At 67.2% G+C, this 25197-nt stretch carries 29 protein-coding genes; 21 read left to right on the forward strand and 8 right to left on the reverse strand.

All coding sequences use genetic code 11. The features are described 5' to 3' along the window. The first annotated feature begins 65 nt into the window (after positions 1-65). The 5 genes from ACETPF_RS07895 to ACETPF_RS07915 all read left to right on the forward strand — a co-directional run bounded on the left by ACETPF_RS07895 (position 66) and on the right by ACETPF_RS07915 (position 3065). On the forward strand, positions 66-548 hold the full coding sequence (locus ACETPF_RS07895) for a UPF0262 family protein (protein ID WP_373933890.1): 483 nt from the start codon (positions 66-68) through the stop codon (positions 546-548). A gap of 67 nt (positions 549-615) precedes the next feature. Then, complete coding sequence (locus tag ACETPF_RS07900; RefSeq protein ID WP_373933975.1) at positions 616-1245, forward strand: GH25 family lysozyme; 630 nt, start codon at positions 616-618, stop codon at positions 1243-1245. Continuing rightward, positions 1245-1700 carry a cytidine deaminase gene (locus ACETPF_RS07905; protein ID WP_373933892.1) on the forward strand — a complete coding sequence of 152 codons (456 nt, stop codon included), beginning with the start codon at positions 1245-1247 and terminating at the stop codon, positions 1698-1700. The genes ACETPF_RS07900 and ACETPF_RS07905 overlap by 1 nt, the downstream gene beginning before the upstream one ends. An 8-nt stretch (positions 1701-1708) precedes the next feature. Continuing rightward, entirely contained in the window at positions 1709-2263 is a 555-nt protein-coding gene (gene dcd, locus ACETPF_RS07910) for a dCTP deaminase (protein WP_373933893.1), read from the forward strand. A 37-nt stretch (positions 2264-2300) separates the two neighbouring features. Next, positions 2301-3065: a metallophosphoesterase family protein gene (locus ACETPF_RS07915; protein WP_373933976.1), complete on the forward strand. Its 765-nt coding sequence runs from the start codon at positions 2301-2303 to the stop codon at positions 3063-3065. 138 nt (positions 3066-3203) lie between these two features. Here the strand turns inward: ACETPF_RS07915 and ACETPF_RS07920 are convergent, their stop codons facing one another. Both ACETPF_RS07920 and ACETPF_RS07925 read right to left on the reverse strand, forming a co-directional pair. Further along, the gene (locus tag ACETPF_RS07920) at positions 3204-3893 is read right to left on the reverse strand and encodes an anti-sigma factor family protein (protein ID WP_373933895.1); all 690 of its coding nucleotides are present in this window, start codon (positions 3891-3893) and stop codon (positions 3204-3206) included. After that, on the reverse strand, positions 3890-4378 hold the full coding sequence (locus ACETPF_RS07925; protein ID WP_373933896.1) for an RNA polymerase sigma factor: 489 nt from the start codon (positions 4376-4378) through the stop codon (positions 3890-3892). Before ACETPF_RS07925 ends, ACETPF_RS07920 begins: the two co-directional genes overlap by 4 nt. Before the next feature lie 90 nt (positions 4379-4468). Between ACETPF_RS07925 and ACETPF_RS07930 the strand changes: the two genes are divergently transcribed. Next, positions 4469-5725 carry a S8 family serine peptidase gene (locus tag ACETPF_RS07930; RefSeq protein ID WP_373933897.1) on the forward strand — a complete coding sequence of 419 codons (1257 nt, stop codon included), beginning with the start codon at positions 4469-4471 and terminating at the stop codon, positions 5723-5725. Between the two features lie 97 nt (positions 5726-5822). Next, the gene (locus tag ACETPF_RS07935; protein ID WP_373933898.1) at positions 5823-6443 is read left to right on the forward strand and encodes a hypothetical protein; all 621 of its coding nucleotides are present in this window, start codon (positions 5823-5825) and stop codon (positions 6441-6443) included. Positions 6444-6525: 82 nt separating this feature from the next. Here ACETPF_RS07935 and ACETPF_RS07940 read toward each other — a convergent pair whose 3' ends face one another. From ACETPF_RS07940 to ACETPF_RS07950, 3 genes are all read right to left on the reverse strand, one after another. Then, on the reverse strand, positions 6526-7152 hold the full coding sequence (locus ACETPF_RS07940) for a methyl-accepting chemotaxis protein (protein ID WP_373933899.1): 627 nt from the start codon (positions 7150-7152) through the stop codon (positions 6526-6528). A 119-nt stretch (positions 7153-7271) separates the two neighbouring features. After that, entirely contained in the window at positions 7272-7979 is a 708-nt protein-coding gene (gene ctrA, locus ACETPF_RS07945; protein ID WP_373933901.1) for a response regulator transcription factor CtrA, read from the reverse strand. 291 nt (positions 7980-8270) lie between these two features. Further along, positions 8271-9164, reverse strand: coding sequence for a LysR family transcriptional regulator (locus tag ACETPF_RS07950; RefSeq protein WP_373933902.1), 894 nt, complete (start codon positions 9162-9164; stop codon positions 8271-8273). Positions 9165-9271: 107 nt separating this feature from the next. Between ACETPF_RS07950 and ACETPF_RS07955 the strand changes: the two genes are divergently transcribed. Both ACETPF_RS07955 and wrbA read left to right on the forward strand, forming a co-directional pair. Then, positions 9272-9991, forward strand: a complete 720-nt coding sequence (locus tag ACETPF_RS07955) for a pirin family protein (RefSeq protein WP_373933903.1) — start codon at positions 9272-9274, stop codon at positions 9989-9991. A 121-nt stretch (positions 9992-10112) separates the two neighbouring features. Further along, positions 10113-10712 (forward strand): NAD(P)H:quinone oxidoreductase, encoded by a 600-nt coding sequence (gene wrbA / locus ACETPF_RS07960; RefSeq protein ID WP_373933904.1) that lies wholly within the window; start codon positions 10113-10115, stop codon positions 10710-10712. 115 nt (positions 10713-10827) lie between these two features. Here the strand turns inward: wrbA and ACETPF_RS07965 are convergent, their stop codons facing one another. Further along, positions 10828-11910, reverse strand: a complete 1083-nt coding sequence (locus ACETPF_RS07965) for an AI-2E family transporter (RefSeq protein WP_373933977.1) — start codon at positions 11908-11910, stop codon at positions 10828-10830. 126 nt (positions 11911-12036) lie between these two features. On the opposite strand from ACETPF_RS07965, the gene ACETPF_RS07970 reads away from it, so the two are divergent. The 6 genes from ACETPF_RS07970 (at position 12037) to ACETPF_RS07995 (ending at position 15510) form a co-directional block, all read left to right on the forward strand. Next, positions 12037-12834 carry a TrmH family RNA methyltransferase gene (locus ACETPF_RS07970; RefSeq protein ID WP_373933905.1) on the forward strand — a complete coding sequence of 266 codons (798 nt, stop codon included), beginning with the start codon at positions 12037-12039 and terminating at the stop codon, positions 12832-12834. 42 nt (positions 12835-12876) lie between these two features. Further along, a complete protein-coding gene (locus ACETPF_RS07975) occupies positions 12877-13308 on the forward strand; it encodes an HPr kinase/phosphorylase (protein WP_373933906.1) in 432 nt (143 codons plus the stop codon). Then, positions 13305-14231: an RNase adapter RapZ gene (gene rapZ, locus ACETPF_RS07980; RefSeq protein ID WP_373933907.1), complete on the forward strand. Its 927-nt coding sequence runs from the start codon at positions 13305-13307 to the stop codon at positions 14229-14231. Before ACETPF_RS07975 ends, rapZ begins: the two co-directional genes overlap by 4 nt. Before the next feature lie 28 nt (positions 14232-14259). Further along, the gene (locus ACETPF_RS07985) at positions 14260-14664 is read left to right on the forward strand and encodes a PTS sugar transporter subunit IIA (protein WP_325419834.1); all 405 of its coding nucleotides are present in this window, start codon (positions 14260-14262) and stop codon (positions 14662-14664) included. Further along, positions 14661-14933, forward strand: a complete 273-nt coding sequence (locus ACETPF_RS07990; protein ID WP_373933908.1) for an HPr family phosphocarrier protein — start codon at positions 14661-14663, stop codon at positions 14931-14933. The genes ACETPF_RS07985 and ACETPF_RS07990 overlap by 4 nt, the downstream gene beginning before the upstream one ends. Before the next feature lie 106 nt (positions 14934-15039). Next, the gene (locus tag ACETPF_RS07995) at positions 15040-15510 is read left to right on the forward strand and encodes a hypothetical protein (protein ID WP_373933909.1); all 471 of its coding nucleotides are present in this window, start codon (positions 15040-15042) and stop codon (positions 15508-15510) included. Between the two features lie 56 nt (positions 15511-15566). Here ACETPF_RS07995 and ACETPF_RS08000 read toward each other — a convergent pair whose 3' ends face one another. Next, positions 15567-16520, reverse strand: coding sequence for an acyltransferase family protein (locus ACETPF_RS08000; RefSeq protein ID WP_373933910.1), 954 nt, complete (start codon positions 16518-16520; stop codon positions 15567-15569). A 68-nt stretch (positions 16521-16588) separates the two neighbouring features. Between ACETPF_RS08000 and ACETPF_RS08005 the strand changes: the two genes are divergently transcribed. The 6 genes from ACETPF_RS08005 to ACETPF_RS08030 all read left to right on the forward strand — a co-directional run bounded on the left by ACETPF_RS08005 (position 16589) and on the right by ACETPF_RS08030 (position 22628). After that, entirely contained in the window at positions 16589-17266 is a 678-nt protein-coding gene (locus ACETPF_RS08005; protein WP_373933911.1) for an RluA family pseudouridine synthase, read from the forward strand. Between the two features lie 12 nt (positions 17267-17278). Then, the gene (gene arfB / locus ACETPF_RS08010) at positions 17279-17704 is read left to right on the forward strand and encodes an alternative ribosome rescue aminoacyl-tRNA hydrolase ArfB (protein WP_373933913.1); all 426 of its coding nucleotides are present in this window, start codon (positions 17279-17281) and stop codon (positions 17702-17704) included. Positions 17705-17784: 80 nt separating this feature from the next. Then, on the forward strand, positions 17785-19329 hold the full coding sequence (locus tag ACETPF_RS08015) for a hypothetical protein (protein ID WP_373933914.1): 1545 nt from the start codon (positions 17785-17787) through the stop codon (positions 19327-19329). Then, entirely contained in the window at positions 19322-20845 is a 1524-nt protein-coding gene (locus tag ACETPF_RS08020) for a hypothetical protein (protein ID WP_373933915.1), read from the forward strand. The genes ACETPF_RS08015 and ACETPF_RS08020 overlap by 8 nt, the downstream gene beginning before the upstream one ends. 44 nt (positions 20846-20889) lie before the next feature. After that, complete coding sequence (locus tag ACETPF_RS08025) at positions 20890-21375, forward strand: free L-methionine (R)-S-oxide reductase MsrC (RefSeq protein ID WP_373933916.1); 486 nt, start codon at positions 20890-20892, stop codon at positions 21373-21375. Positions 21376-21518: 143 nt separating this feature from the next. Beyond that, the gene (locus ACETPF_RS08030; protein ID WP_373933917.1) at positions 21519-22628 is read left to right on the forward strand and encodes an RcnB family protein; all 1110 of its coding nucleotides are present in this window, start codon (positions 21519-21521) and stop codon (positions 22626-22628) included. Positions 22629-22635: 7 nt separating this feature from the next. Here ACETPF_RS08030 and ACETPF_RS08035 read toward each other — a convergent pair whose 3' ends face one another. Further along, positions 22636-25158, reverse strand: a complete 2523-nt coding sequence (locus ACETPF_RS08035; RefSeq protein WP_373933918.1) for a putative bifunctional diguanylate cyclase/phosphodiesterase — start codon at positions 25156-25158, stop codon at positions 22636-22638. Positions 25159-25197 lie beyond the last annotated feature (39 nt).

Genomic DNA, 25197 nt, shown 5'->3' on the forward strand with positions numbered 1-25197 from the left:
GCATCTGTGGATAAGTGGCGCTTGCATTTCACCGGCGGCCGTCCCACTGACTATTCGCTTCGCTTATGGCCGATCCGCGCATCATAGACATCAAGCTCGACGAGCGGACGATCCTCTGGCGCAACGCCGATGTGGAGCAAGAACGGCGCATCGCGATCTTCGACCTGCTGGAGGATAATCATTTCGCCCCCCAGCGCACCCATGCCGACGGCTATACCGGCCCCTACAAGGTGGTGCTGCGGGTCGAGGACGGGCGGCTGGTGATCGAGATCAACCGCGAGGACGACGCGCCGCTAGAGGCCGTGATCCTGGGCCTCGGCCGGTTCCGGCGACCGATCCGCGAATATTTCGCCATTTGCGACAGTTACTATCAGGCGATCAGCAACGCTTCGCCCGCGCAGATCGAAACGGTCGACATGGCGCGGCGGGCAATCCACAATGACGCGGCGGAGCAGTTGATGGAGCGGCTGGAGGGGAAGATCGCCGTCGATTTCGACACGGCGCGGCGGCTGTTCACGCTGATCTGCGTGCTGCATATCAAGGGATAGGACGATCAGGGTCGTGACATTGGGGGGATTGCTGGGCCGGATCGCGGGGGGTTGCGCGCTGGTCGCCATGCTGGCGCTGGCGCTGTGGCTCTATGCCCGCGCGTGGGCGCCATCCCGCGACCAATATCCGGTGCAGGGGGTGACGATCAGCGCGGCGGACGGTGCGGTCGACTGGGGCACGCTGGCGGCGCAGGGGGCGGATTTCGCCTATATCCGGGCGGCCGTCGGCGCGGACCGGCGCGATCCCGCCTTCGCCGCCAACTGGCGCGGGGCGCGGGCGGCGGGGATGCGATACGGCGCGACGATCGACTTTTCGCCCTGCCGCCTGGCGAGCGATCAGGCGACGCGCTTCATCACCACGGTGCCGCGCGACAATGCTGCGCTGCCGCCGGTCATCCGCCTGGCCTTCACCCCCGAATGCAGCGCGCGGCCGGGGCGTGACCTGCTCCTGTCCGAACTCAACACGCTGGTAAACCTGATCGAGGCTCATGCCGGAAAGCCGGTGCTGCTGAACGTCACCGAGGATTTCGACGCGGCCTATGACATTGGCGGCGGGATCAACCGGACCCTGTGGCTCGACGGCAATTTCTTCCCGCCCGATTATGCCAGCCGGCCCTGGGTGATGTGGACAGCCAGCGACATGCGGCATATCGACGGCATCGACGGCCCGGTTCGGTGGGATGTGGTGGCGCCCTGATGCAAGTTGAACAGCGAGTTGGACAGTTGATTGGGGCTGCACGAGGGACGATGGCGCACGCCCATGCGCCCTATAGCCGCTTTGCTGTGGGGGCGGCGGTGCGGCTGACCGATGGCTCGATCATCACCGGATGCAATTTCGAGAATGCGAGCTATGGCCTGTCGCTATGCGCCGAGACGGTGGCGCTGGCGAGCGTCAATGCCCAGGGGCGGCTCGCCGATGTCGAGGCGATCGCGGTAGTGGGCGGGGCGATGGAGGCAGGGGCCGAGGCGCTCGTCACACCATGCGGCCGGTGCCGGCAGATCATGAACGAGGCGGAGCAGATGGCCGGCCGGCCCCTCGCCATCCATTGCGCAACCCCGAGCGGCGACCGGGTGGTCACTCTCAGCGTCGCCGAGCTTCTTCCGCATGCCTTTGGTCCCAAGGATTTAGGGATCGTTCCTGACAGGACATAGTAAGAGCCATGGCCATTCTTTCCGACCGCTGGATCCGTGAACAGGCGATAGCCTCCGGCATGATCGAGCCCTTCGTCGAGAGCCAGAAGCGCGATGGCTGCATCAGCTACGGCCTTTCCTCCTACGGCTATGACGCGCGGGTGGCGGACGAATTCAAGATCTTCACCAATGTCGACAGCGCAGTGGTGGACCCCAAGGATTTCGCGGCGAACAGCTTCGTCGACCGCAAGACCGATGTCTGCATCATCCCGCCCAACAGCTTCGCGCTAGCTCGCACGGTCGAATATTTCCGGGTGCCGCGCGACGTGCTGGTCATCTGCCTCGGCAAATCCACCTATGCGCGGTGCGGCATCATCGTGAACGTGACCCCGCTGGAGCCGGGCTGGGAAGGGCATGTGACGCTGGAATTTTCCAACACGACCCCCCTGCCCGCCAAAATCTACGCCAATGAAGGGGCGTGCCAGTTCCTGTTCCTGCAAGGCAATGAACCGTGCGAGGTCAGCTATGCCGACCGGGCGGGCAAATATATGGGTCAGCAGGGCGTGACATTGCCGCGCCTGTAATGCGAGACTGCGCGCCATGAGTTTCTGGCGCAATCTGATGCAGCCCGCGCCCGTGCCGGCGGATGGATTGGCGGACGAACTGGCGCCGAGCGTCGGCGAGGATCGCCGCGTCTATGCGGTGGGCGACGTGCATGGCCGGCTCGACCTGCTGGAAGCGCTGCTCCGGCGGATCGCAGAGGATGACCGCGCGCGCGGGCCGATGCCGCCGACCCTCATCCTGCTGGGCGACCTGGTGGATCGCGGCCCGGCCTCGCGACAGATCGTGTCGCTGGTTATGGCGCTTGCGGCCGAAGAGGCGGGGCTGCATTGCCTCAAAGGCAATCATGAGGAGTTGTTCCTGCTGGCGGCGAAGGGCGATGTGACCGCCATCCCCACTTTCCGCAAGGCGGGCGGCGGAGCGACGCTTGCCAGCTATGGCCTCGTGCCGCGGGATTTCGAGGCGATGGCGGACGTGGAGATCGCGGCCTGGATGCTGGCGCATGTGCCGCGCGACCATGTCGATTTTCTGGACGCGCTGCCCGACCGCCTGATTGTCGGCGACTATCTGTTCGTCCATGCCGGCATCCGCCCCGGCGTGCCGATCGACCGGCAGAGCGGCGCGGACATGCGCTGGATCAGGCGGGCGTTCCTGGAGCATGAGGGCGCGCACCCGCTGATGGTGGTGCATGGGCACAGCATTACCGACGATGTGGACGAGCGGGCGAACCGGATCGGGATCGACACGGGAGCCTATTTTTCGGGGCGGCTGACGGCGCTGGGTCTGGAAGGGAGCGAGCGCTGGGTCATCCAGACGGGGGATTGAACAAACTTCTCTGACTCATCACCCCGGACTTGATCCGGGGTGACGAAGAAAATCCTTCCATGACAGATTCAGCCGGAAAGCGTAGCCGCCCTGGGCTCCTGCTTTCGCAGGAGCACTAAGTTGCTGCGGTCAGTTCCTTCATCGCCAGCCCTGCGCCGCAGCCGCCTTCTCGCCTGCCGCGTCGGTCGGCGCGCCGTCGATCAGCGCGTCGACGGTGGCCATGACGCGCGCGTCGGTCGAGGATGCCTGGCGATAGTCGGTGCCGGGGCCGCCGCCGGGCAGCATCTGTTGCACCTGCCAGCCATCCCCTTCGCGGCAGGCGACGCCGGCGACCGCGCCGTCGAAACTGCGGCACCAGCCGCCGCCCTTGCGGCGGAAGCTGAGGCCGATCCGCACCGGCGCGCCGTCCTGCGCCGAGGCGAGTTGCGTGTCGAGCGCGCGGGCGAGGTCGCCCCGCGCCACCATAACGCCGCCTTCCATGCCCACTGGCCCGGCCTCGCCACCTGAGAAGCGCCCCAGCGTCAGGCCGAGAACGAGGCTGGCGGCGATCGCGCCGCCGGTCGCCCAGCCGCGCCAGCGCGGCGCCGGACGCGCGATCGGCACGATCGCCGCGCCCTGCTCCAGCATCGCGCGAAGGCGGTCGGGCACGGGTTCCTCCGCAACCGGGGCGTAATGATCGGCCAGCCGGGCGCGCAGCCGCCGATGGCGCGCCAGTCGCTCGGCCAGCGCAGTGTCTTCCGCCGCGGCGCGTTCGATCCGCCGCCGGTTGACCTCGTCCAGCTCGCCGTCCACCAGCGCGATCAGCATGGCTTCGTCGATCTCGCTCATGCCGCCTCTCCCATCATCTCGATCAGCGCGCCGCGCCCGCGCACCAGCCGCGAGGTGAGCGTGCCCATCGGCACGCCCAGCACCGCCGCCGCTTCCTTGTAGGACAGCCCCTCCACCAGCACGAGCGCGATCGCCTCGCGCTGCTCGGCGGGCAGCGCCTGCATCGCGCGATCGACGTCGGACAGGGTCATGTGCGCCTCTATGTCGCGATCGCCGGCATGGCCGACCGTCGCGCCCGCCTCTTCGGGGGCGAAGGTGCGGGCGGCGCGCTGCCGCGCGCGGGCTTCGTCGATCCAGAGGTTACGCATGATCCGGTACATCCAGCTGTCGAGGCGGGTGCCGGGCTGCCATTGGTCGCGCGCCTTCAACGCCCGTTCCAGCGCCGCCTGACACAGATCGTCGCCATCGGCACGGTCGCGCGACAGGCTGAGCGCGAAACGGCGCAGCCTGGGCAGGATCGCTAGCAGGTCGCGCTCGAACGACATCGGCTCTCCGTCTCGGGTTTACAGGGATGAAACGCGCGACCCCGGCCGTTTCATCCCGCAAGAAAAAAGACGAGCGGACATTTTTTCACAATGGATCATTTTGCAGGCGAAAGGAATGAGGATGCGATGCGGTTGACCCGCCCCTGGATGATCGCCGGGCTGATCCTGATGGCGCCCGGCGCGACCGGCGCGCAGGCGCAGTTGCTGCCGCCGGTGGGCCAAGTCGCGCCCGACCTTCTGGGCCGCGTTGGCGGCGTGGTGGATGGGGTGAAGCTGGAACGGCTGGCCCCCTCGCGGATCGCCGATCGGCTGGCGGGGGCGCGGGTGGCGCGCATCGACGGGCTGCTGCGCGCGCATGGCGACCGGATCGAGCTGGACGACAGGCGAGAGCCGGCGCGGCACGGCGTCATCCTGCTGACCGGGGCGGACGCCGCCACGCTGGAGGCGCTGCGCGCGGCGGGCTATGGCGTGGCGAGCGAAACGGTCGAGGGGCTGGATTTTCCGGTGGCAAAGCTGACGCCGCCGGCAGGACGCAGCCTGGCACGCGCGCTGCGCGAGGTGCGGAGGCGCGCGCCCGGAGCGCAGGCAAGCGCTGACAATCTCTATTTTCCGAGCGGGCCTGCCGTGGCGATGGCCGCCGATGCGCTGGCGTCCGGCAAGGTGGCGGGTCGCGCGGCCGGTCTAATCGACGGCGGGGTCGCGCGCCATCCTTCGCTTACCGGCGGGGTCGAACAGCGCGGCTTCGCGCAGGGCGCGCCGCGCGCGAGCCCGCATGGCACCGCTGTTGCCTCGCTGATCGCGGGGAATGGGAGCGTCAGGGGTGCAGCACCGGCCGCGCCCTTGCTGGTGGCGGATGTCTATGGCGACGATCCGGCGGGCGGCAACGCTTTTGCCATCGTCCGGGCGCTGGGATGGATGGCGGCGCGCGGGGTGCCGGTGGTGACCGTCAGTCTCGTCGGCCCGGCCAACCCGCTGCTTGAGGGCGCGATACGGCTGGCGCGGGACAAGGGCGTGACGGTGGTGGCGGCGGTGGGCAATGACGGCCCGGCCGCCCCGCCCGCCTATCCCGCCTCCTACCCCGGCGTGATCGCCGTGACCGGGATCGACGGGCGTGGACGACCGCTCCCCGAAGCTGGCCGGGCGCTCCACGTCGATTTCGCCGCACCGGGCGCGGACATGCGCGCCGCAACGGTGGATGGCGGCAAGGGCGCGGTGCGAGGGACTAGCTTTGCCGCGCCGCTGGTCGCCGGACGGCTCTTCGCGCGAGGGAGCGTCCCCGCGCTGCGCGCCGAGGCCGCGCGTGGCAAACCGCCGCTGCTGTGCGGGACGTGCAGAAATATGGATTGATTTTCAGTCAGTTGTTTTCTTTTCGCATGGGTCGGAATGAAACGGCTGGGGTCCGGCGTTTTCCTGACATCCCAATGATGTTTGATGGAGACGAGCGATGAAAGCCAAATATCTGATTGCCGCGACTTGCGTCCTCCCCCTCGTTTTTGCCGCGCCCGCTTCGGCGCAGCTACTGGGCGGCGGCGGGGGTGGTGGCCTGGGCGGGGCGCTGGGCGGGAGCCTGGGCGGCGCGGCCGGCGGGCTTGGCGGGACGCTGAACAACGGCGTCGGTGGGCGCGGCGCGCTGGATCGCAGCGTCGATCTGGACAATGGCACGGTGAGCACCCGCACCCACGGCCATGGCCGCGCGCATAGCGGCAGCCGGGTCGACGGCCCCGACAAGAGCCGGCGCGCCGCCGGATCGGCGAACGGGTCCGGCAGCCTGGGCGCGAGCGTGGATACAATCGGCGTAAACGATGTGCGGAGCGCGACGGGCGCGGTGCGTGACCGGGCGACGGACACCGCCGGCGCGGCGAGGGATCGAGCGGCAATGACGGCCGGCGTTGTGCGGGATCGCGCGACCGGTACGGCTGGCGCGGTTCGCGATCGGGCCGCTTCGACCGCCGGTTCGGCGACCGCTGCGGCGAGCGATGCCACCTCTTCCGCCAATGTGAGCGGCAGCGTTACCGGCAACGCGTCGGCGAGTGGCAACAGCAATCCAGGTCAAGCGGACGAATGACCCCTTGAGGCGCGTCTTCCGAGCGTGCCACCGCGTTCAAAAAAGGCCGGCGATCCCAAGCGGATCGCTGGCCTTCGTTTTTTCAGGCCGCTGCTTCGACCATGGCGCGGGCGCGGTCGGTGGCGGTGCGGGTGTCGCCGGCCAGTTTCTTGACCTCCTGCGCCACCACCGCAAAGCCGCGCCCCGCATCGCCGGCGCGGGCCGCCTCGATCGTGGCGTTGAGCGCCAGGAGGTTGGTCTGATTGGCGATGAGGCCAATGCCGTCGACGATGTCGACCAGCCCGTCCACCATCGTCTTGAGTTCGGCGCGCAGCATCTTGGATGGGGTGGTATCGGTCGCGATCTTGAGGATGCGCTGGACGCGGCCGGCTTCGTCGAACACCGGGTTGTAGGTCGCCTGCAACCAGACTTCGCGGCCGCCCTTGCCGATGCGGCGATATTCGCCCGCGTCGAAATCGCCGCGGCCAAGTTTGCGCCAGAAGTCGGCATATGCGGGCCGGGCAGCGTCGTCGGCCAGGCAGAAGATGCGATGATGGCGACCGACGATTTCGTCGAGCGCGTAGCCCATGGTGCCGAGGAACAGGTCGTTGGCCCAGAGGATCATTCCGGTGGGATCGAACTCGATCACCGCCTGCGACCGGCAGATCGCGTCCCAGGCAGCCTCCAGACTATGATAGGTGGCTTGACCCACGATGATCTCCTTTTCCATCCGTTTAGGAGCGGTCGGTTAAGAGAGGCTTAAGCACCTTCGGCTGGTGACGAGACGCAAAGGAAAAGGCCGGCATCCTTGCGGACACCGGCCTTTCCACCCCCCAGTAATTCGATCGATCAGGCGACCTTGGCCTGCTGTTCCGACACGTCCTCCGGATCGCGCAGCACATAGCCGCGCCCCCAGACGGTTTCGATATAATTGTCGCCGCTGCACGCCAGCGCCAGCTTCTTGCGCAGCTTACAGATAAAGACGTCGATGATCTTGAGTTCGGGCTCGTCCATGCCGCCATAAAGATGGTTGAGGAACATTTCCTTGGTCAGCGTCGTGCCCTTGCGGAGCGAAAGCAGCTCCAGCATCGCATATTCCTTGCCGGTCAGGTGGACGCGGTTGCTGTCCACTTCGACCGTCTTGGCGTCCAGGTTGACCGAAAGCTTGCCGGTGCGGATGACCGATTGCGAATGCCCCTTCGAGCGGCGGACGACCGCATGGATGCGGGCGATCAGTTCTTCCCGATGGAAGGGCTTGGTCACATAATCGTCGGCGCCGAAGCCGAAGGAGCGGACCTTGCTGTCCATCTCGCTGATGCCCGACAGGATCAGCACGGGCGTCTGCACCTTGGCCGCGCGCAGCTTCTTGAGCACGTCATAGCCGTGCATGTCCGGGAGGTTGAGGTCCAGGCAGATGATGTCGTAATCATAGAGCTTGCCGAGGTCCAACCCCTCCTCGCCCAGGTCCGTCGTGTAGACGTTGAAGCCCTCGGTCGTGAGCATCAGCTCGATCGCCTTGGCGGTGGTCGGTTCGTCCTCGATCAGCAGCACGCGCATGTGAAGCCCCTTTGTACCTTCCGGTCCGTTGCAGTCCCGTTCACCCCACAAGAACGGTTTCCGCGCCAAATCATTAACCAAAAAACTTCTGAAGGACAAAGGTTAATTATTCGCTAACCGGCAGGAATCCGCGAGTCGCTTGGATTTGAATCATATTACAAGGGTTTGCGGCCGAAACGAGCGAGGTAGAGTCAAGATAGATTCACCTTCGCAACGACGATCAGGCGCTGTCCCGCCCATATGCGCAAGGGGTCGGGGCATTAAGAATTTGCCCGCCCGAAACCGGCATCGTTAACAGCCATGGTGCCGGGCGAGAAAGTCGAGCAGCGCATCGACCCGCGCCGGGCGCAGACGCGACGGGGGGGTGACGAGATGGATGCCGATCGGCGGCGCGCGCCAGTCGATCAGTATCTCCTCCAGTTCGCCCTTCGCCAGTGCATCGCCGACGATGAAGTCGGGCAGACGGGCGATGCCGACGCCCTCGCGCAGCGCCGGCAGCATCGCTTCGCCGCTGTTGACGGTGAGGCGGCTGTGCACCTGCACCGCCACGGTCTGTTGCCCTGGCCCCGAAAAGCGCCACACATCAGGCGGCGACACGTTGGAATAGCACAAGCAATCGTGCGCGCCGAGATCATTGGGATGATGCGGCCAACCGCGTGCGTCGAGATAGGCGGGCGCGGCGATGACGTGCATCGTAACGTCAGCCAATCGCCGCGCGCGGAGCGAACTGTCGGGCATCTCCGCGATGCGGATGGTCGCGTCGAGGCCCAATTCCACGATATCGATGCGCGCGTCGGACAGGTGCAGGTCGACATCGACCAGCGGATTCGCTTTGGTGAACTGCGCCACCAGCGGCGCGACGCGCAGCAGGCCGAAGGTCATCGGCGCGCCCAGTCGCACCACGCCGGAGAGTTCCGCCGTCTCATCGCGCGCCGCTTCCTCCGCCGCTTGCCCCTCGGCCAGAATGCGCTGGGCATGGTCGGCAAGGCGTCGGCCGCTTTCGGTCAGCGCCAGGCGGCGGCTGGTGCGGTTGAACAGGCTGGTGTCGAGATGCTCCTCCAGCCGGGTCACCGCCTTTGACACGGTCGCCTTGGAAACGCTGAGCGCCCTGGCGGCGTCGGTGAAGCTGCGATGTTCGACCACGGCGGCGAACATCGCCCAGGCTTCAAAATCGGGAAGGCGCATACAGAAACAATCCGTTTCAATGCTGTCGGTTTATGAAACGATGATGCGGACTAGATTGTGGGAAAGCAAGCGGAACCGCACGGCTTCGCAACGAAAGGCATCATGCTATGACCACCACCACGCAGAGCCGCATCGAGCGCCGCCCCTTCGCGTCGTTGGGCCATGCGGACCATGGCTGGCTCAACGCCCGCCATCATTTTTCCTTCGCCGACTATCATGACGAGGACCGGATGAGCTGGGGCGCGATCCGCGTCTGGAACGATGATGAAATCGGCCCGCGATCGGGCTTTCCGCCCCACGCCCATGCCGACATGGAGATCATCACCTATGTCCGTGCCGGCGCGATCACGCACCAGGACAGCCTGGGCAACAAGGGGCGCACGGCCGCCGGCGACATCCAAGTGATGTCTGCGGGCAGCGGCATCCGGCACGCCGAATATAATCTGGAGGAAGAGACGACCACGCTCTTCCAGATCTGGATCATGCCGCGCACGCGCGGCGGCCAGCCCTGTTGGGGGACTAAGCCCTTCCCTAGGGACGACCGGGCCGGGCGGCTGGTGGTGCTGGCCAGCGGGTACGAGGAGGACACAGAAGCGCTGCGTATCCGCGCCGACGCCCGGCTGCTGGGCGGCACGATCAAGGCCGGGCAAAGTGTAACCTATGACAGTGCGGAGGGTCGCCACATCTACATGGTGCCCGCGACTGGCCGCATCGCCATAGACGGCCAGATATTCGAGGCGCGTGATGGCGCGGCGATCCTGGGCGGATCGCCCGTCACCATCACCGGGATCGAGGACGCGGAGATCGTCCTGGTCGACAGCCTCTGACCCTTTCGGGGGTCCGTCCTTCCCCCAACACCGGACGGGCCTCCTGGCCGCCTGCACATCCCCCCTTCCCCCGTGCAGGCGGCCGCCTTTCGCTGAACACCCTTCTCAAAGGAGACTGACCATGGCTAAAGTTCTGGTGCTGTATTATTCGTCCTACGGCCACATAGAGACGATGGCGAAGGCCGTCGCCGAAGGCGCGGCGTCCGCAGGAGCGCAGGTCGACATCAAGCGCGTACCCGAAACCGCGCCGCTGGACGTCGCCAAGAACGCGCACTTCAAGCTGGATCAGGACGCGCCCATCGCGACCGTGGCCGAACTGGCCGACTATGACGCGATCATCGTGGGCACCGGCACGCGCTTTGGCCGCATGTCGAGCCAGATGGCGGCGTTCCTCGACCAGGCCGGCGGACTGTGGGCGCGCGGTGCGCTCAACGGCAAGGTCGGCGGCGCGTTCACCTCGACCGCTTCGCAGCATGGCGGGCAGGAAACGACGCTCTTCTCGATCATCACCAACCTGCTGCATTTCGGCATGACCATCGTCGGGCTGGACTATGGGTTCCAGGGACAGATGGGTGTGGACAAGGTGCGCGGCGGATCGCCCTATGGCGCGACCACCCTGGCGGACAGCGACGGCAGCCGCCAGCCGAGCGAGGAAGAACTGGACGGCGCGCGCTATCAGGGCCGCCGGGTGGCCGAGACGGCGATCAAGCTGCACGGCTGAGCCAATTCGGCATCGTCTTTCAGATGCTTGTGCCGCTGAGCCTCCGGGTCGCGAGGATCGAGGCCGGCAGGGGCTGGCGCGGCGGGACTCCGCGCCAGCCCCTATATCCGCGCCGTCAGTCGAGCGCCGGGCCGCCTTCCCGGCGCATCTGGGTGAAGATGTTCCAGGTGGCGATGAAGAGCGCGGCGATGACGGGGCCGATGACGATACCGTTGAAGCCGAACAGTTCGATCCCGCCAAGCGTCGAGATCAGCACGACATAATCAGGCATCCGCGTGTCGCGCCCGACCAGGATCGGGCGCAGCAGATTATCGACCGAACCGATGACGATCGCGCCGCAGCCGACCAGCACCGCGCCTTCCCACACCGCGCCGGTCGCGAACAGGTAGAGCGCGACCGGCACCCAGACGAGGCCCGCGCCGATCGCCGGCAGCAGCGACGCGACGCCCATCAATACGCCCCAGAGCAGCGCGCCCTGGATGCCCAGCATCCAGAACACGATGCCGCCGATGAACCCCTGAACGATGGCGACAACGATGCTGCCCTTCACCGTCGCGCGGATGACGACGACGAAGCGGTGGAGCAGCGCCTCGCGCTGGTGCGGGCGCAGCGGCGCGGCTTCGGCAAAACGCTGCGACAGCCTGTCGCCATCGCGCAGCAGGAAGAAAGCGAGATAGAGCATCACGCCAAGCGCGATGACGAAGCTGAACGCCCCCTGCCCGATCGTCAGCGCCTGACCGGCAAAGCTGCGGAAGCTGCTGGTGATGCCGCGCGTGACGGTGATGCGGGCCGCGTCGAAATTGCTGAGCCCCATGCGGCGTAGCGCCCCGTGCGCCCAGTCGGGCAGCGCCGCCTGCATCTGCGCGAACATGCGGGCAAAGTCGATCTCGCCCGACTGGATTTTCGCGTAGAAATGTGCGGCCTCCTGCACCAGCGCGAAACCGAGCAGGATGGACGGCACGATGACGATGGCGATGATGAGGGTCAGCGTGATGAGCGCGGCGCTGTTCCTTCGCCCCGGCATCGCGCCAAGCAGCGCCTGGTTCACCGGCCAGAACAGGATGGCGACGATGATGCCCCACAGCACGGCGGCGAAGAAGGGTTCCAGCACCAGCGCGAAGGCGATCGACACGAGGATGACGAGGGCGAGGAAGAAACCATCCTCGATCCGGTGGCTGCGCGATTGCGGTTCGGTCATTTCACCCCCGTAAGCAAGTTCGTGACGCAAATCCACGGGCGCGCGCGCCGGTTCCATGCCCCCTGTCCTTTTGGCCGGCGCGACGATAGAGAGGCGGCGGCGACAAGCATCGGGATTGAGGCAAGAGTGGCACGCGAGATCACCGGATTTTCCAACCCGCTGGTGAAGCGAGTCCGGTCGCTGCGCGAAAAGAAACATCGCAAGGCCGAAGGGCTGTTCATTGCCGAGGGCTTGCGCATCCTGACCGAGGCGCGCGAGGAAGGCGTGTTGCCCGAAATGCTGTTCCACGCCGGATCGGTCCATCCGCTGGCGCAGGAATTGATCGCGGCGATGGAGGCGGCGGGCGGCGACGTCATCGAAACCACGCCCGACATCCTTTCCAAGATCAGCGGGAAGGAGAATGCCCAGGCGGTGGTCGGCGTCTATCGCGACCGGCTGACGCCCCTGGCCGACGTCGACCGGAGCAGCGCGAACATCTGGATCGTCGCCCAATCGCTGCGCGATCCGGGCAATCTGGGTACGATATTGCGGACCGGCGACGCTGTCGGTGCGGGCGGCCTAATCCTGATCGACGATTGCGTCGATCCCTTCTCGGTTGAATCGGTGCGCGCCAGCATGGGGGCCCTCTTTACCCAGTCGATCACGCAGGCGCGATGGGAGGCGTTCCTTCCATGGCTGCGGAGCGGGCCGGGACAGCTGATCGGCACCAGCCTGAAGGCCACGCAGGATTATCAGGAGCCGCGCTATCAAAGCCCCGCTTTCCTGCTGGTCGGCAACGAGGCGCAGGGGCTGCCCGCCGCCTATGAGGCGGAGTGCGACCTCTTGGTGAAGATGCCGATGCGGGGCAAGGCCGACAGCCTGAACGCGGCGGTGGCGACCGCCGTCATGGCCTATGAACTGCTGAACCAGACGCGGCGCGGCTGAGCATTGGCATAAGCGCCCGCAGCGGCTAGAAAGGCGCGGGGTATGGCGCGCGCATTATCATCCGAAACGCTGCATGCGACGAGCGTTGCCATCGACGGGCGCGCCGTCCTGCTGTGCGGGCCGAGCGGCGCCGGCAAGTCCGACCTGGCGCTGCGCCTCATTGATCGGGGCGCGGTGCTGGTCAGCGACGATTATACGCTGGTGAAACGCATCGATGGCCGGCTGCTGGCGACGGCGCCCGGCACCATCGCGGGAAAGATGGAAGTGCGCGGCATCGGCATCGTGGTGATGCCGTCGCTCGCCGAAGCGCCGGTCGCCCTGCTTGTCGATCTTGCCGACAAGGTCGAGCGGATGCCCGAGGCCGCGCGCCGCTGGGTCGCGGGCGTGGAGGTGCCGCTGGTGACGCTCGCGCCGCTCGAAGCGTCCGCCCCGGTGAAGGTCGAACTGGCGCTTAAGGCGCTGGGGCTGTCATGACCGCGCCCAAAACCATTTTGCTCGTGTCCGGGCTGTCGGGCGCGGGCAAGAGCACCGCGCTCAAGACGCTGGAGGACATGGGCTGGGAAGCGGTCGACAATCTGCCGCTCGTCCTGCTCGACCGGCTGCTGGGCACGCCGCTGCCCGAAGGCCATGCGGGCGAGGATGCGCGGCCGCTGGCGCTGGGCATCGACGCGCGCACGCGAGGCTTCGACGCCGGCGCGATCGTGCAAAGAATCAAGGCACTGCGGGAACGGCACGGCCATGATGTTGAGACGCTCTTCCTGGACTGTTCGGGCACCGAGCTGGAGCGCCGCTTCGCCGAGACGCGCCGCCGCCACCCGCTGGCGCTCGACCGGCCCGCCGCCGACGGCATCGCCCGCGAACGCGAACTGACCGAGCCGCTGCGCCGATGGGCCGCGCATGTCATCGACACGACCAGCTTCAGCAGCAATGCGCTGCAACAGGAAATCCGTGCGCGTTTCTCGCGCGAGGGGTTGTCGGAACCGATCCTGACCATTCTGTCGTTCGGCTTTTCGCGGGGTGTGCCGCGCAACGCCGACCTGATGTTCGACATGCGATTTCTCCGCAACCCGCATTGGGACGACAAGCTGCGGCCGATGACCGGGCTTGATGCGAAGGTTGCAGCCTATATCCAGGACGATCCGGCCTATGAGGCGGCGGTCGGCAAGATCGAGGATCTGCTGGTCACGCTGCTGCCGCGCTACGCCGAGGGCGGCAAAGCCTATATTACCGTCGCGTTCGGCTGCACCGGGGGGCGGCACCGGTCCGTCCATGTCGCCGATCGTGTCGCGAAACACTTGCAAGGGGCGGGCTTTTCGCCCACCGTACTGCACCGCAATATAGAATCAGCGCCCCAGGACAGTCTGGAGAAGCGCCGCCCGGGAGGCCCGAAAGCATAATCATGACACAGGTGGGCCGCACAGGGACATGATCGGACTCGTACTCGTCACCCATGGGTCGCTGGCGACCGAATTCGTCGTCGCGATGGAGCATGTCGTGGGGCCGCAGCAGCAGATTGCAACGATCTGCATCGGGCCGGAAGACGACATGGAACTGCGCCGCGCGGACATCGCGGCGGCGGTCGCGCGCGTCAATGACGGGTCGGGCGTGATCCTGCTGACCGACCTGTTCGGCGGCACGCCTTCCAACCTCGCCATATCGCTGCTGAAGGCCGGCGAGATCGAGGTGATCGCGGGCATCAACCTGCCCATGCTCATCCGCCTGGAAAGCGCGCGCAAGGTGATGGACGTGCGCGCCGCCGTCGCCGCCGCGCGCGAAGCCGGGCAGAAATATATCAGCGTCGCGTCAGAATTGTTGGGCAGCACCACATGAGCGAAATCAGCCAGGAAGTCCGGATCAGCAACAAGCGCGGCCTCCATGCCCGCGCCAGCGCCAAGTTCGTGACCCTGGCAAGCGGCTTGCCCGCCCAAATCACCGTCAGCAAGGACGGCAATCATGTGACCGGCACGTCGATCATGGGCCTGATGATGCTGGGTGCGGCGATGGGCGATCATATCGTCATCAAGGCGAGCGGGCCGGAAGCGGAAGATGCGCTCGGCAAGCTGGTGACGCTGGTCGAGGACAAGTTCGGCGAGGAATAGCGCCGGCTGCGCCACATGCTTAACGACCGGCTAAGCCCGTTCGTTGGGATGATGGCAGGACAGGCCAGATTACAACGACCGTGGGGGCCGAAACTTTAGGATCATCATGGTCAGCGCTATCAACGGCTCCGGCAACGCCTGGGGACTGATCAAGAAAACGGTGGAGACCGTCACGACCCCGGTGACGCAAGTCCTCACGCCGATCGTCTCGCCGCCGCCTGCGCCAAGCGCCCCCGCCCCCGCTCCCGAGCCGACACCGGCCCCGGCAGACGACGTGCCTGCCCCCTCCTCCGCCCCGGCGGCGGAAACCGAGCCGCTGACCTATTTGGCGCGATCCCCTGGCCGACCGCAGCTGAACGCGCCGGCATCGCCGCAGACGACGCTGGCGCGGCAGTTGACCGAGGCGGGTTTCTACTATTCCGGGCCGGAAAGCGCCGCCGTCGCCGATCCGGTCGCCACGTCTCAGCAGGTCAGCGGCGATGCGCTCAGCCGCGCGCAGATCGTGGCGCAGGCGGCCTACTCGCTCGTCGCCAGCGCGCGGGAGGATGATCGGCTGACGCTGATCCAGAACGGCTGAAGCATGTTCGAGTTGACCGTTTCCGGTCAACGGCTCGGAACATGCGGCAATAAAGATCAGAGCAGCCAGCGGGCGAGACGCGGCGACAGGCGGATCAAGCGCGCCAGGGCAAGCGGGATCAGGAGCGCGAGCGCCAGCAGCCAGAGCTTGCCCAGGTACGGCGTCAGATAATGGATGACGGCGACATGGCAGTACATGATCGCCAGCGATTCGCGCCCCAAAGCTGCGATCGGCAGGGCGAAGGGGGCGGCCAAGGCAGACAGGCGGAACAGCAGCAGCGAGGTCGCGATCGCCGATCCGATCGACAGCAGGGGCCAGCCATATTCGGCCGCCTTCATGTTGAGCGTGGGAAAGAGGCCGCTCAGCCCCGCCAGCGCGAGCATTCCCAGCGGCAGGATCATGCGATTATGCCAGCGCAGCCGGGGCCAGGCCGCGCCGACCCAGAGCAGGACGAAGGCCATGGGCACGCTGAGCAGCCCCAGCACCGACGCCTGCGTCCACCAGCCCAGCGCATGGGCGAGCGCCAGCATGGGCGGCAGGATGATCGCCCAGCGCCGGTCGAGCGGATCGGGCCAGCGGGTGAGCGCCATATTGAAGAGGATGCGCGCGACCATCAGGCAGGGGACGAACCAGAAAATGGTGAACGGCCCGCGCAGCCAGAAGCCGCCGAGCAGGATCGGCACGAAATCCTCGGGCCATTGATGGAAGATGGGGCGGTTGCCCTTGGCGGTTTCGACGATCAGGTCGAGTGCGATCAGCGCAGCCAAGAATATGCCATAGGGGCGCATCTGGCCGACCAGTTGCCGCCGCGTGAAATCGCCGACCGGGCGGGGCCGCGAGAGCATTCCCGACAGGAGGAAGAAGATCGGCATGTGGAAGCTGTACATCGCGTCGCGCAGCGGCCCGCGCGTCCACACATGCCCCACCACGACGGCGAGGATGCCCAATCCCCGCGCCACGTCGACCCAGTCGAGCCGGAACCGCACCTCTGCCTGCCCCCTATTCTCCATCGTCCTTCCGACCTATAGGATGCGCCGATTACGTCAACGCAAAGCCCCTCCCCCCGATCGGAACCGATTTGCCCCTGCTGACCGACCATGTGCTGTTCATCGACGGCGAAGCGATCATCATCGACAAGCCCGCCGGCCTGCCGGTGGATGCGCCGCGCGACGGGTCGATCAGCCTGGAAAATCATCTCGCCTCGCTGACCTTCGGCTTTCAGCGCTGGCCTTTGCCGGTGCACCGGCTGGACCGGGACACGAGCGGATGCCTGCTGCTCGCGCGCAACCCCAAGGCGCACAAGCGCTTCGCCGCCGCGTTCGAGGCGGGAACGGTGGCGAAACGCTATGTCGCGGTGGTGGACGGGGTGCCGGGGGAGACGGAAGGCACGATCGCGCTGTCGCTCAAGAAGGTGAGCAGCGAGGCGAAGGGCTGGCGCATGATCGCGGCGAAGGCGGGGAAGCCCGCCATCACCCACTGGCGCAAGATCGCGGAGAAAGACGGCCGCGCGCTCATCGCCTTCACCCCCGAAACCGGCCGCACCCACCAGATTCGCGTCCATGCCGAACATGGGCTGGGCTTCGGCATTATGGGCGATCCGGTCTATGGGAATGGCGAAGGCCCGATGCTGCTCCACAGCCGCTTCCTGAGCGTCCCGCGCGGAGAGAAACCCCCGGCGCAGGCGGTCGCGCCGCTGCCGGGGACGTTCGCGGCGGCGGGGTTCGGGGAGGCGTCGCTGGAGGATGCGGGGGTTTGAGATGGCGGCAACATGGTAGCCATCCCCATCTCCCGCTCCATCGCCATCGACAGCGACGAACTGGTCGAGAGCTTCACGCGCGCGTCCGGGCCGGGAGGGCAGCATGTGAATACCACCGACAGCGCGGTGATGCTGCGCTTCGATGTCGCGGGATCGCCCAGCCTGCCTGACGCGGTCAAGCATCGGCTCGCCGTCATCGCGGGGTCGCGGATGACGCGGGAGGGGGTGCTGGTGCTGCGGAGCGAGGGGGCGCGGTCGCAATTGCTCAATCGGCAGGAGGTGCGCGACCGGCTGATCGAGATGATCCGCGAGGCGCTGATCGTGCCGAAGAAGCGTCGCCCGACCAAGCCCGGCAAGGCGGCCAAGGCGCGGCGGGTGGATGCGAAGAAGGCGCGCAGCTCCGTGAAGCAGGGTCGCGGCAAGGTGTCGATCGACTGACACCGCGCCCCCAAGAAGATGGTAAAGAATTTCTTAGCATCTGGCTGTTAGTCCCGCCTGCATCAGCAGGAGGCGCGGACATGGGGACGATCGGATCGGGGGGCGCGATGACCGGGGTGACGCTGCCGCGCGACGCCGCGACGCCGGGGCTGATCGCCGATCTGGTCGCGCCCCTGTGCTGGACCGCGATCGGCGTCGGCATCGCCTGTCGCCTGTTCGCCGGGATCGATGCGCCGCTCTGGTTCGACGAGACATTTTCCGCCGCCATCGCGTCGCAGGACGGCGCGGGCGCGGTACGCTGGATGCTGCATGAGCTGAGCGGCCCCGCTTATTATTCCCTGCTGTTCGTGTGGCAGCATATCGCGGGCGACGGCAATGTCGTGCTGCGCCTGCCGAGCCTGATCCTGTCGATCGCGACGCCGCTGCTGATCCTGTGGAAGGGCCATCCCGACCGGCAGGTGCGGATAATCTGGGCCGCGATGATCGCGCTGTCGATCATGGCGTTCGACACGGCGACGCAGGCGCGACCCTATGCGCTGCTGCTGCTGCTCGCGAGCGCACAGGCGATCGCGTTTCTGCGGCTGATCGAGCGGCCGACGGTGGGCCATGCCTTCATCTGGACCAGCCTGTCGGCATTGGCGGTACTGACCCATTATCATGCCGCCATTTTGTGCGGGATACAGGGGATCGCCTATCTGGCGCTCTGCCGGGAGCGGGCGCTGCGGACCTGGCCGGCGCTGGCGCCCCTGCTGCCGATGGCGGCGTGGATGGCGGTGCATATCCCCTTTCACCTGAGCTATGCCAACAAGGACACGGTCTGGTACGATGTGCTGGGGCCGGGCGCGCTGTGGCTGGTGCCGTCGCTGATCGCGGGGCTGCCCTGGGTCGGGACGGTGCTGATCGCGGGGCTTGGCGTCAGCTTCGGGCATGACATTGTGCAGACGCTTCGCGGGCGCTGCCGTTGGCCCTACAGCGCCGGCGAGACGGCGCTCGTGGCGAGCGGCTGGCTGGCGCTGGCGCTGGTGATGGGCATGGGCTTTGTCGCGCCGTCCTTTTCGGTGCGCTACGTCCTCCCCTTCGTGCCGGCGATGCTGGCGGGCATCGCGCTTTGGGTCCGGCGGATGGGGACGCGGGGGCCGCTGATCGCCGCGCCGCTGCTGGCGGTGATGATCGCGGCGGCGGCGACGCAGCTGATCGGCTATATCCGCGATCCGCAGGCCGATTTCCGCTATGCCTATAATCTGGAGCAGCCGTCCGGCTGGATCGCGGCGCAGGGAGCGGAGCGGCTCATCTTCTTCTGGGACAATCCGGCGGCCGTCCTGCCCGACCCCGACGGCAATATGGCGAAGATCGGCGGCTATTTCTTTGCGCGGGCAGGCCGGCCGGTCAAAGTCGTAGTGCCGCAGTGGCGTCGCGGCGATGATCCCAACGCCATGCTGCCCGCGCTGGCCGATCAGGAGCCGGGGACGGCGATCCTTTGGGCCTATGATGCGGGGGTGAGGGGAACGCTCGGCCGCGATCATCCCTGGGTGATAGCGCGCAATAATCCGAACTGGCTGTGCCGCGATTTTGGGCGGCGGCCGATCACCGTGCTCGCCTGTGTGAAGCGCGCGCGCCATGGCTGATATCGCCCTGCCCGCTCCGCCATCGACAAGTTTCGCGTCGCTGCGCGCGGCGATGCCGCGCCTGCTGCCGATGCTGACTGGCGCGGCGCTGCTGCTAGGGCTTGCCTGCCGCCTCTATGCCGGGATCGACGCGCCACTGTGGCTGGACGAAACCTTCTCCGCCGAGATCGCCAGCCAGCCTGATTTTGCCCATTTCCTGCGTTGGGCGCTTACCGAAATGAGCGGGCCGGTCTATTATGGCGCGCTGTTCCTGTGGGAGAAGGTCGCGGGCAACAGCGATCTGGCACTACGGCTGCCGAGCCTGGCGCTGTCGATCGCCGCGCCGCTGGTGGTGCTGCGGTGGGGCCATCGCGACCGCGATGTGCGGATGCTGTGGGCGGCGATCCTGGCGCTGTCGGTCGTGGGCTTTGATTCGGCGACCGAGGCGCGACCCTACGCGCTGCTGCTGCTGCTCGCCTGCCTCCAGACCATCGCCTATGTCCGCATGATCGATGCGCCGACCACCCGCCGCGCGCTCGCATGGACCAGCCTGTCGGCGCTGATGGTGCTGACCCATTATTATGCGGCGCTGATCTGCGGGATTCAGGGCCTCGTCTATCTGGCGATCTGCCGCAGGCGCGCGGTGCGGACCTGGCCGGCGCTGGCCCCCCTCGTCCCGATGGCGCTGTGGGCGAGCTATCATCTGCCCTTCGTGCTGGGCTTCGCGACATCGGACGCCAACTGGTATCGGTTGTTGCAGCCCGAGGCGCTGTGGCTGATCCCGCTGCTGCTGACCGGCATGAGCTGGCCGGGCGTGCTGCTGCTGACGGGCATGGCGGCGCAGGTCACGATGGAGGCGCGCGCGGCTTGGGCGAGCAAGGCGCGCTGGCCCTATACGCCCGGCGAGACGGCAGTGGCGGCGAGCGGGCTGGTCGCGCTGCTGGCGCTGCTGATGGCGGGCTTTGTCGTGCCGACCTTCACGCCGCGCTATGTGCTGCCCTATATCCCAGCGATCTTTCTGGGGATGGCGCTGTGGGTGCGGCGGACGATGGCGCTGACGCCGCTACTCGTGCCGGTGCTGCTGTGCGCGCTGCTGGGATCGGCGGCGGCGCAGCTTGCGGGCTATATCCGGCATCCCGAGGCGGATTATCGCTATATCTTCAATTTCGAGCTGCCGTCGCGCTGGATCGCGGCGCAGCGCCCGCGCAGGCTGGTGTTCCTGTGGGACGGTCCGACCGCGATGATCCCCGATCCGAACAGGCATATGGCGGCGGTCGGCAGCTTCTTCCTGCGGCGCGACGGGATCGATATCCCGGTCATCACGCCGCCCTGGCCGCGCGACGGCGACCCTAACCTGACGCTGTTGCAGGCGGCGGGTCAGGAACCGGGCACGGCGATCCTGTGGACATATGACGTCAACATTCCCGGCACGCGCGGGCGCGTCCACCCGTGGCGCATCCCGGCGATCGATCCGCGCTGGGACTGTCGCGACTTCGGGCGCGGTCCGGTAGCGCTGGTCGCCTGTATCCGGCGCTGACGCGACGGCTTGGCCGGACGGGCGCGACGCCCTACATAGGCGGCATGTATGATTTCGCTCCCACCGCCGACGCCGACAAGGCGACTCTCTACGCCGACCTCCTGTCCGCAGCCGACGCGCTGACGGCTGGGGAGCCCGATCCTATCGCCAACATGGCGAACCTGTCGGCACTGATCTGGCAATATCTGCCCGATCTCAACTGGGCGGGCTTCTATCGCATGGTCGAAGGCGAGCTGGTGCTGGGGCCGTTCCAGGGCAAGCCGGCCTGCATCCGCATTCCGGTAGGGCGCGGGGTGTGCGGCGCGGCGGCGGCGACCGGCGAGACCCAACTGGTCGCCGATGTCCACGCCTTCCCCGGCCATATCGCCTGCGACGCGGCGAGCGCGTCCGAGATCGTCGTACCGGTTAAGCTCGGCGAGCGGCTGGTCGGCGTGCTCGATCTCGATAGCCCGAGGCCCGCCCGGTTCGACTCGCAGGACGCGGACGGGCTGGAGCGGCTGGTGACGCTGGTCGCGGGGCGCATCGCCTGATCCGTTAACCTTCCCCCGCCCCGTTTCGGGACAGGAACGGCCGCGTCGAATCGTGGAATGCGGCGGATCGTCATGCTAAACGAGGCGTTAGCATCCGGTCCGCGCGCCTGCCGCGCATCGTGCCGAAACAGGGAGCGTTAACCATGAGGATATCCGGCCTATTGCTTCTGGGCGCTGCCGCCAGTCTGGCCGGCGTGGCGACGCCTGCTTTTGCGGGAGGCGCGGGCGGCAAGGGGTGGAGCGGCGGTCATATGCCGCGCCCCGGCATGCATATGCCCCGGCCGGGCATGCACATGCCGCCGCGTGGCGGCACCTGGCACGGCGGAGGCTGGAACGGCGGCGGTCATCGCTGGGGTCAGCGTTATAATGGCCGCTGGTATGCCGGCTGGCGCGCGCCGGGCGGATGGGGCGCATATCGCCGTCCGGCCTATGGCTATGTGCTGCCGAGCTACTGGATCAGTCCCAATTACTATATTGGCAATTACGGTGCCTATGGCCTGCCCGCGCCCGGCTATGGCTATGGCTGGTCGCGCTATTATGACGATGCGGTGATGACCGATCGCTATGGCCGCGTCTATGATTCGCGCAGCGATGTCGACTGGGGCCGCTATGAGGGCGGCTATGACGATCGCGACTATGATTATGACGCGCCCCGCCGCGACAATGGCGTGGGCGGCGCGGCGATCGGCGCGGTCGTCGGCGGCATTGCCGGTAATCGCATCGCCGGACGCGGCAACCGCACCGCCGGCACGCTGATCGGTGCAGGCGTCGGCGCGGTCGCGGGCATGGCGATCGACAAGGCGGAGGATAGCAGGACTGAAGGAGATTGGCGCCGCGACGCCCCGCCGCCCCGTCGGCCCGGCGCGGCCTATGATTATGGCTATGGCTATGCCGACGACAGCGTGACGACGCAGAACGATTATGAAGGCCGCTGGACCGGCACCTGGACGACCGACGACGGCCGGAAGGTGAGCGGCACCTACGACGGCAAGTTCGAAGGGCAGGTGCGCGGCGCGGGGGTCGATTATGATGCGCCGCCCTATGCCGGCGGGCCGCACTGGTCGCACGGGGCCGCTCCGGCGGTGCCGGCGGGCGGCTATATTTCGGGCGGCTATTATTATCCTGCGCCGGTCGTGACGACCGTGACGGTGCAGCCGGCGGTGACGACGACCACCACGACGACCTACGTCACCGAGACGGTCGGCTATCGCAAGCCGGTGCGCCGTCGCGCGCGGAGCTGCCGCTGCAAATAAAGGCGGCTCAGGCGGGGCGCGGCCGGAAGACGGTCGCGCTCTGAGGTCGGCCGAGGTGAAAGCCCTGGCCGACCACGCAGCCCAGCCCCACCAATATTTCGACTTGAGCGGCGGTTTCGACGCCTTCGGCCACCACTTCCATGCCGAAGCTGCCGCCGAGCTTCACGATCGCATCGACGATGGCGGCGTTGCAGCTGTCGCGATCGATATCCTGCACGAAGCTGCGGTCGATCTTGAGCACGTCGACCGGATAGCGTTTGAGATGGGTGAGCGAGGCGAAGCCCGTGCCGAAATCGTCGAGCGCCACGCGGACGCCTGCGTCGACGAAGTGGCGCAGCGCGCGCGCGACCTGATCGGCGCCGCGATCAAGAAAGACGCTCTCGGTCACTTCCACCTCAAAATGGTGGGGCGGGACGCCGGCACGGGCGAGGCCGCTCAACACCCGGTCGGCGAAGTCACCATGCGCGAAATCGGCAGCCGCAGCGTTGATCGCGACCCGGCCGGGATCAAGGCCAGCGTCCAGCCAGCCGCGCAGGTCGGCCAGCACCGCATCCAGCATCAGCGCCGTGAGGCCGACGGCGATCTCCGCATGATCGAAGGCGGCAACGATGCTGGCGGGCAACTGTATGCCCATGCGTGGATGCCGCCAGCGCAGCAGCGCCTCATAGCCCAGCGTGACGCCCGAGCGCATGTCGATGCGGGGCTGATAAAAGGGGACGACGAGCCGGTCGGCGACCACATGGCGCGCCATGCGGATCATCGAATCGCGCTGCTGCGCTTCGGCGCGAAGAGTGGGGTGGAACAGGGTGAGCCGCCCGCGTCCGTCGCGCTTGGAAGCATAGAGGGCAAGGTCCGCCGCCTTCAGCAGATCGTCGGCGCGATCGGCATGGTCGCCGAAGATCGCGCCTCCGATGCTGACCCCGCAATCGAGCTGCCGCCCCTGATGCGCGAGCGGCGTACGCGCGCTTTCCATGATTCGGTCGGCGAGCGATTGCAGCGCGGCCGCGTCGGCGATGGACGGGGCGACCAGGCCGAATTCGTCGCCGCCCAGCCGGCCCAGCATGGCATCAGGCGGCGCGATCGCCGCGAGCTTTGCCGCAAAGCCGCACAGCAGCGCGTCCCCGGCATCATGCCCCAGCGAGTCGTTGGTGCGCTTCAAATCGTCGATATCGAGCAGCATGAGGCCAAAGCCCCTGCCCTCCGCCTGCGCCTGCCCCGCCAAGCCCTCCAGCGACGCCTGCCAGAGCGCGCGGTTGGGCAGGCGCGTCATCGCGTCATGGGTTGCGGCCCAGCGGACCCGATCCTCAGCGTCGCGCTCCTCGGTAACGTCGAGGAAGGTGACGATGATCCGCTGCGGTTTTCCCGCATCCGACCGGGTGGTCCATCCGGTGCTGCGAATCCAGCGCAGCGCGCCTGTGTCGGCGCGATGGATGCGAAGCGTGGCCTCGAAATGCTGGGGCAGCGCGCCGGAGGCGACCAAATCGAGCGTGGCGCGCAGCCGGTCCCGATCATCTTCATGGACAAGGCCCAGCGCCAGTTCGGCAGTGGCGGGCTGATCGTCGCTAAGGCCCAGCATCCGGCGAAATTCGGGCGACCATGTCCGCACGCCCGTCACGCAGTCGAAGTCCCAAATGCCGAGCCGCGCCGACTGGATCGCCAAGCGGAAACGCTCCTCGCTTTCGCTGAGCGCCTGTTGCGCCAGCCGTTCGGCATGGACATCCTCCAGTGTGCCGTACCAGCGGATGACCCTGCCGTCCGCGTCGCATCGGGCCGATGCGCGGGCGCGCATCCAGCGATAGCCGCCGTCGCGCAGCCGGATGCGATAGTCGATGTCGACAGGCGCCCCGCTCGACAGGTGGGCGGTCCAGATCGAAATGGTCGGCTCCAGGTCATCGGGATGGAGCGCGCCGATCCAGCCGGTGCCGAGCGCCTGGTCGGGCGTCATGCCGGTCAGTTCCTGCCAGCGTGGGCCGACTTCCTGGATGCTGCCGTCTGGCGCCGCCGTCCAGGGCACCTGCGGGCTGAGATCGACCGACCAGCGATAATGTTCGCGGCTTTCGGTCAGCGCCTCCGCAAGCAGGCGGGCTTCCCGGTCGCGCTGATCGTGAATATCCTCGACCGTGCCATACCAGCGGCCGCCCGGCCCCGACGCGCCGATCCGGCCGAAGCGGATTTGCGACCAGCGCGCCTGTCCGTTGGCGCAGCGCAGCCGCACGACGACGGGTGTGCCGCTCGCATTGCCCAGCATCGCGCGTAACACAGTGCGGCGGTCGTCGCGGTCAAGCAGGTGAAGCCAGCCCAATCCCGCCGGATCGGCGGCGAGGCGGGGTGCAAGGTGGCTGCTTTCACGCTCGACCGCGCCGATCCGACCGCGCGAATCCGCGACCCAGCGCAGCAGTGGAGGAGAGACATGCTCGAAAAGCGGGGAGAGGAGAAGATCCTGGGCCGGCAGAAAGGAATCGCCGACCGCAAGGCCGGATTCCAGCGCGAGCCGCGCATCGCTGAAGCGATGATCAGCGAAGCGGTCCATGCGCCGCTCGTATTAAAATGCCCCTGCGTCCCGTCATAT

The organism is Sphingobium agrisoli, from assembly GCF_041877245.1.
GTDB lineage: Bacteria > Pseudomonadota > Alphaproteobacteria > Sphingomonadales > Sphingomonadaceae > Sphingobium.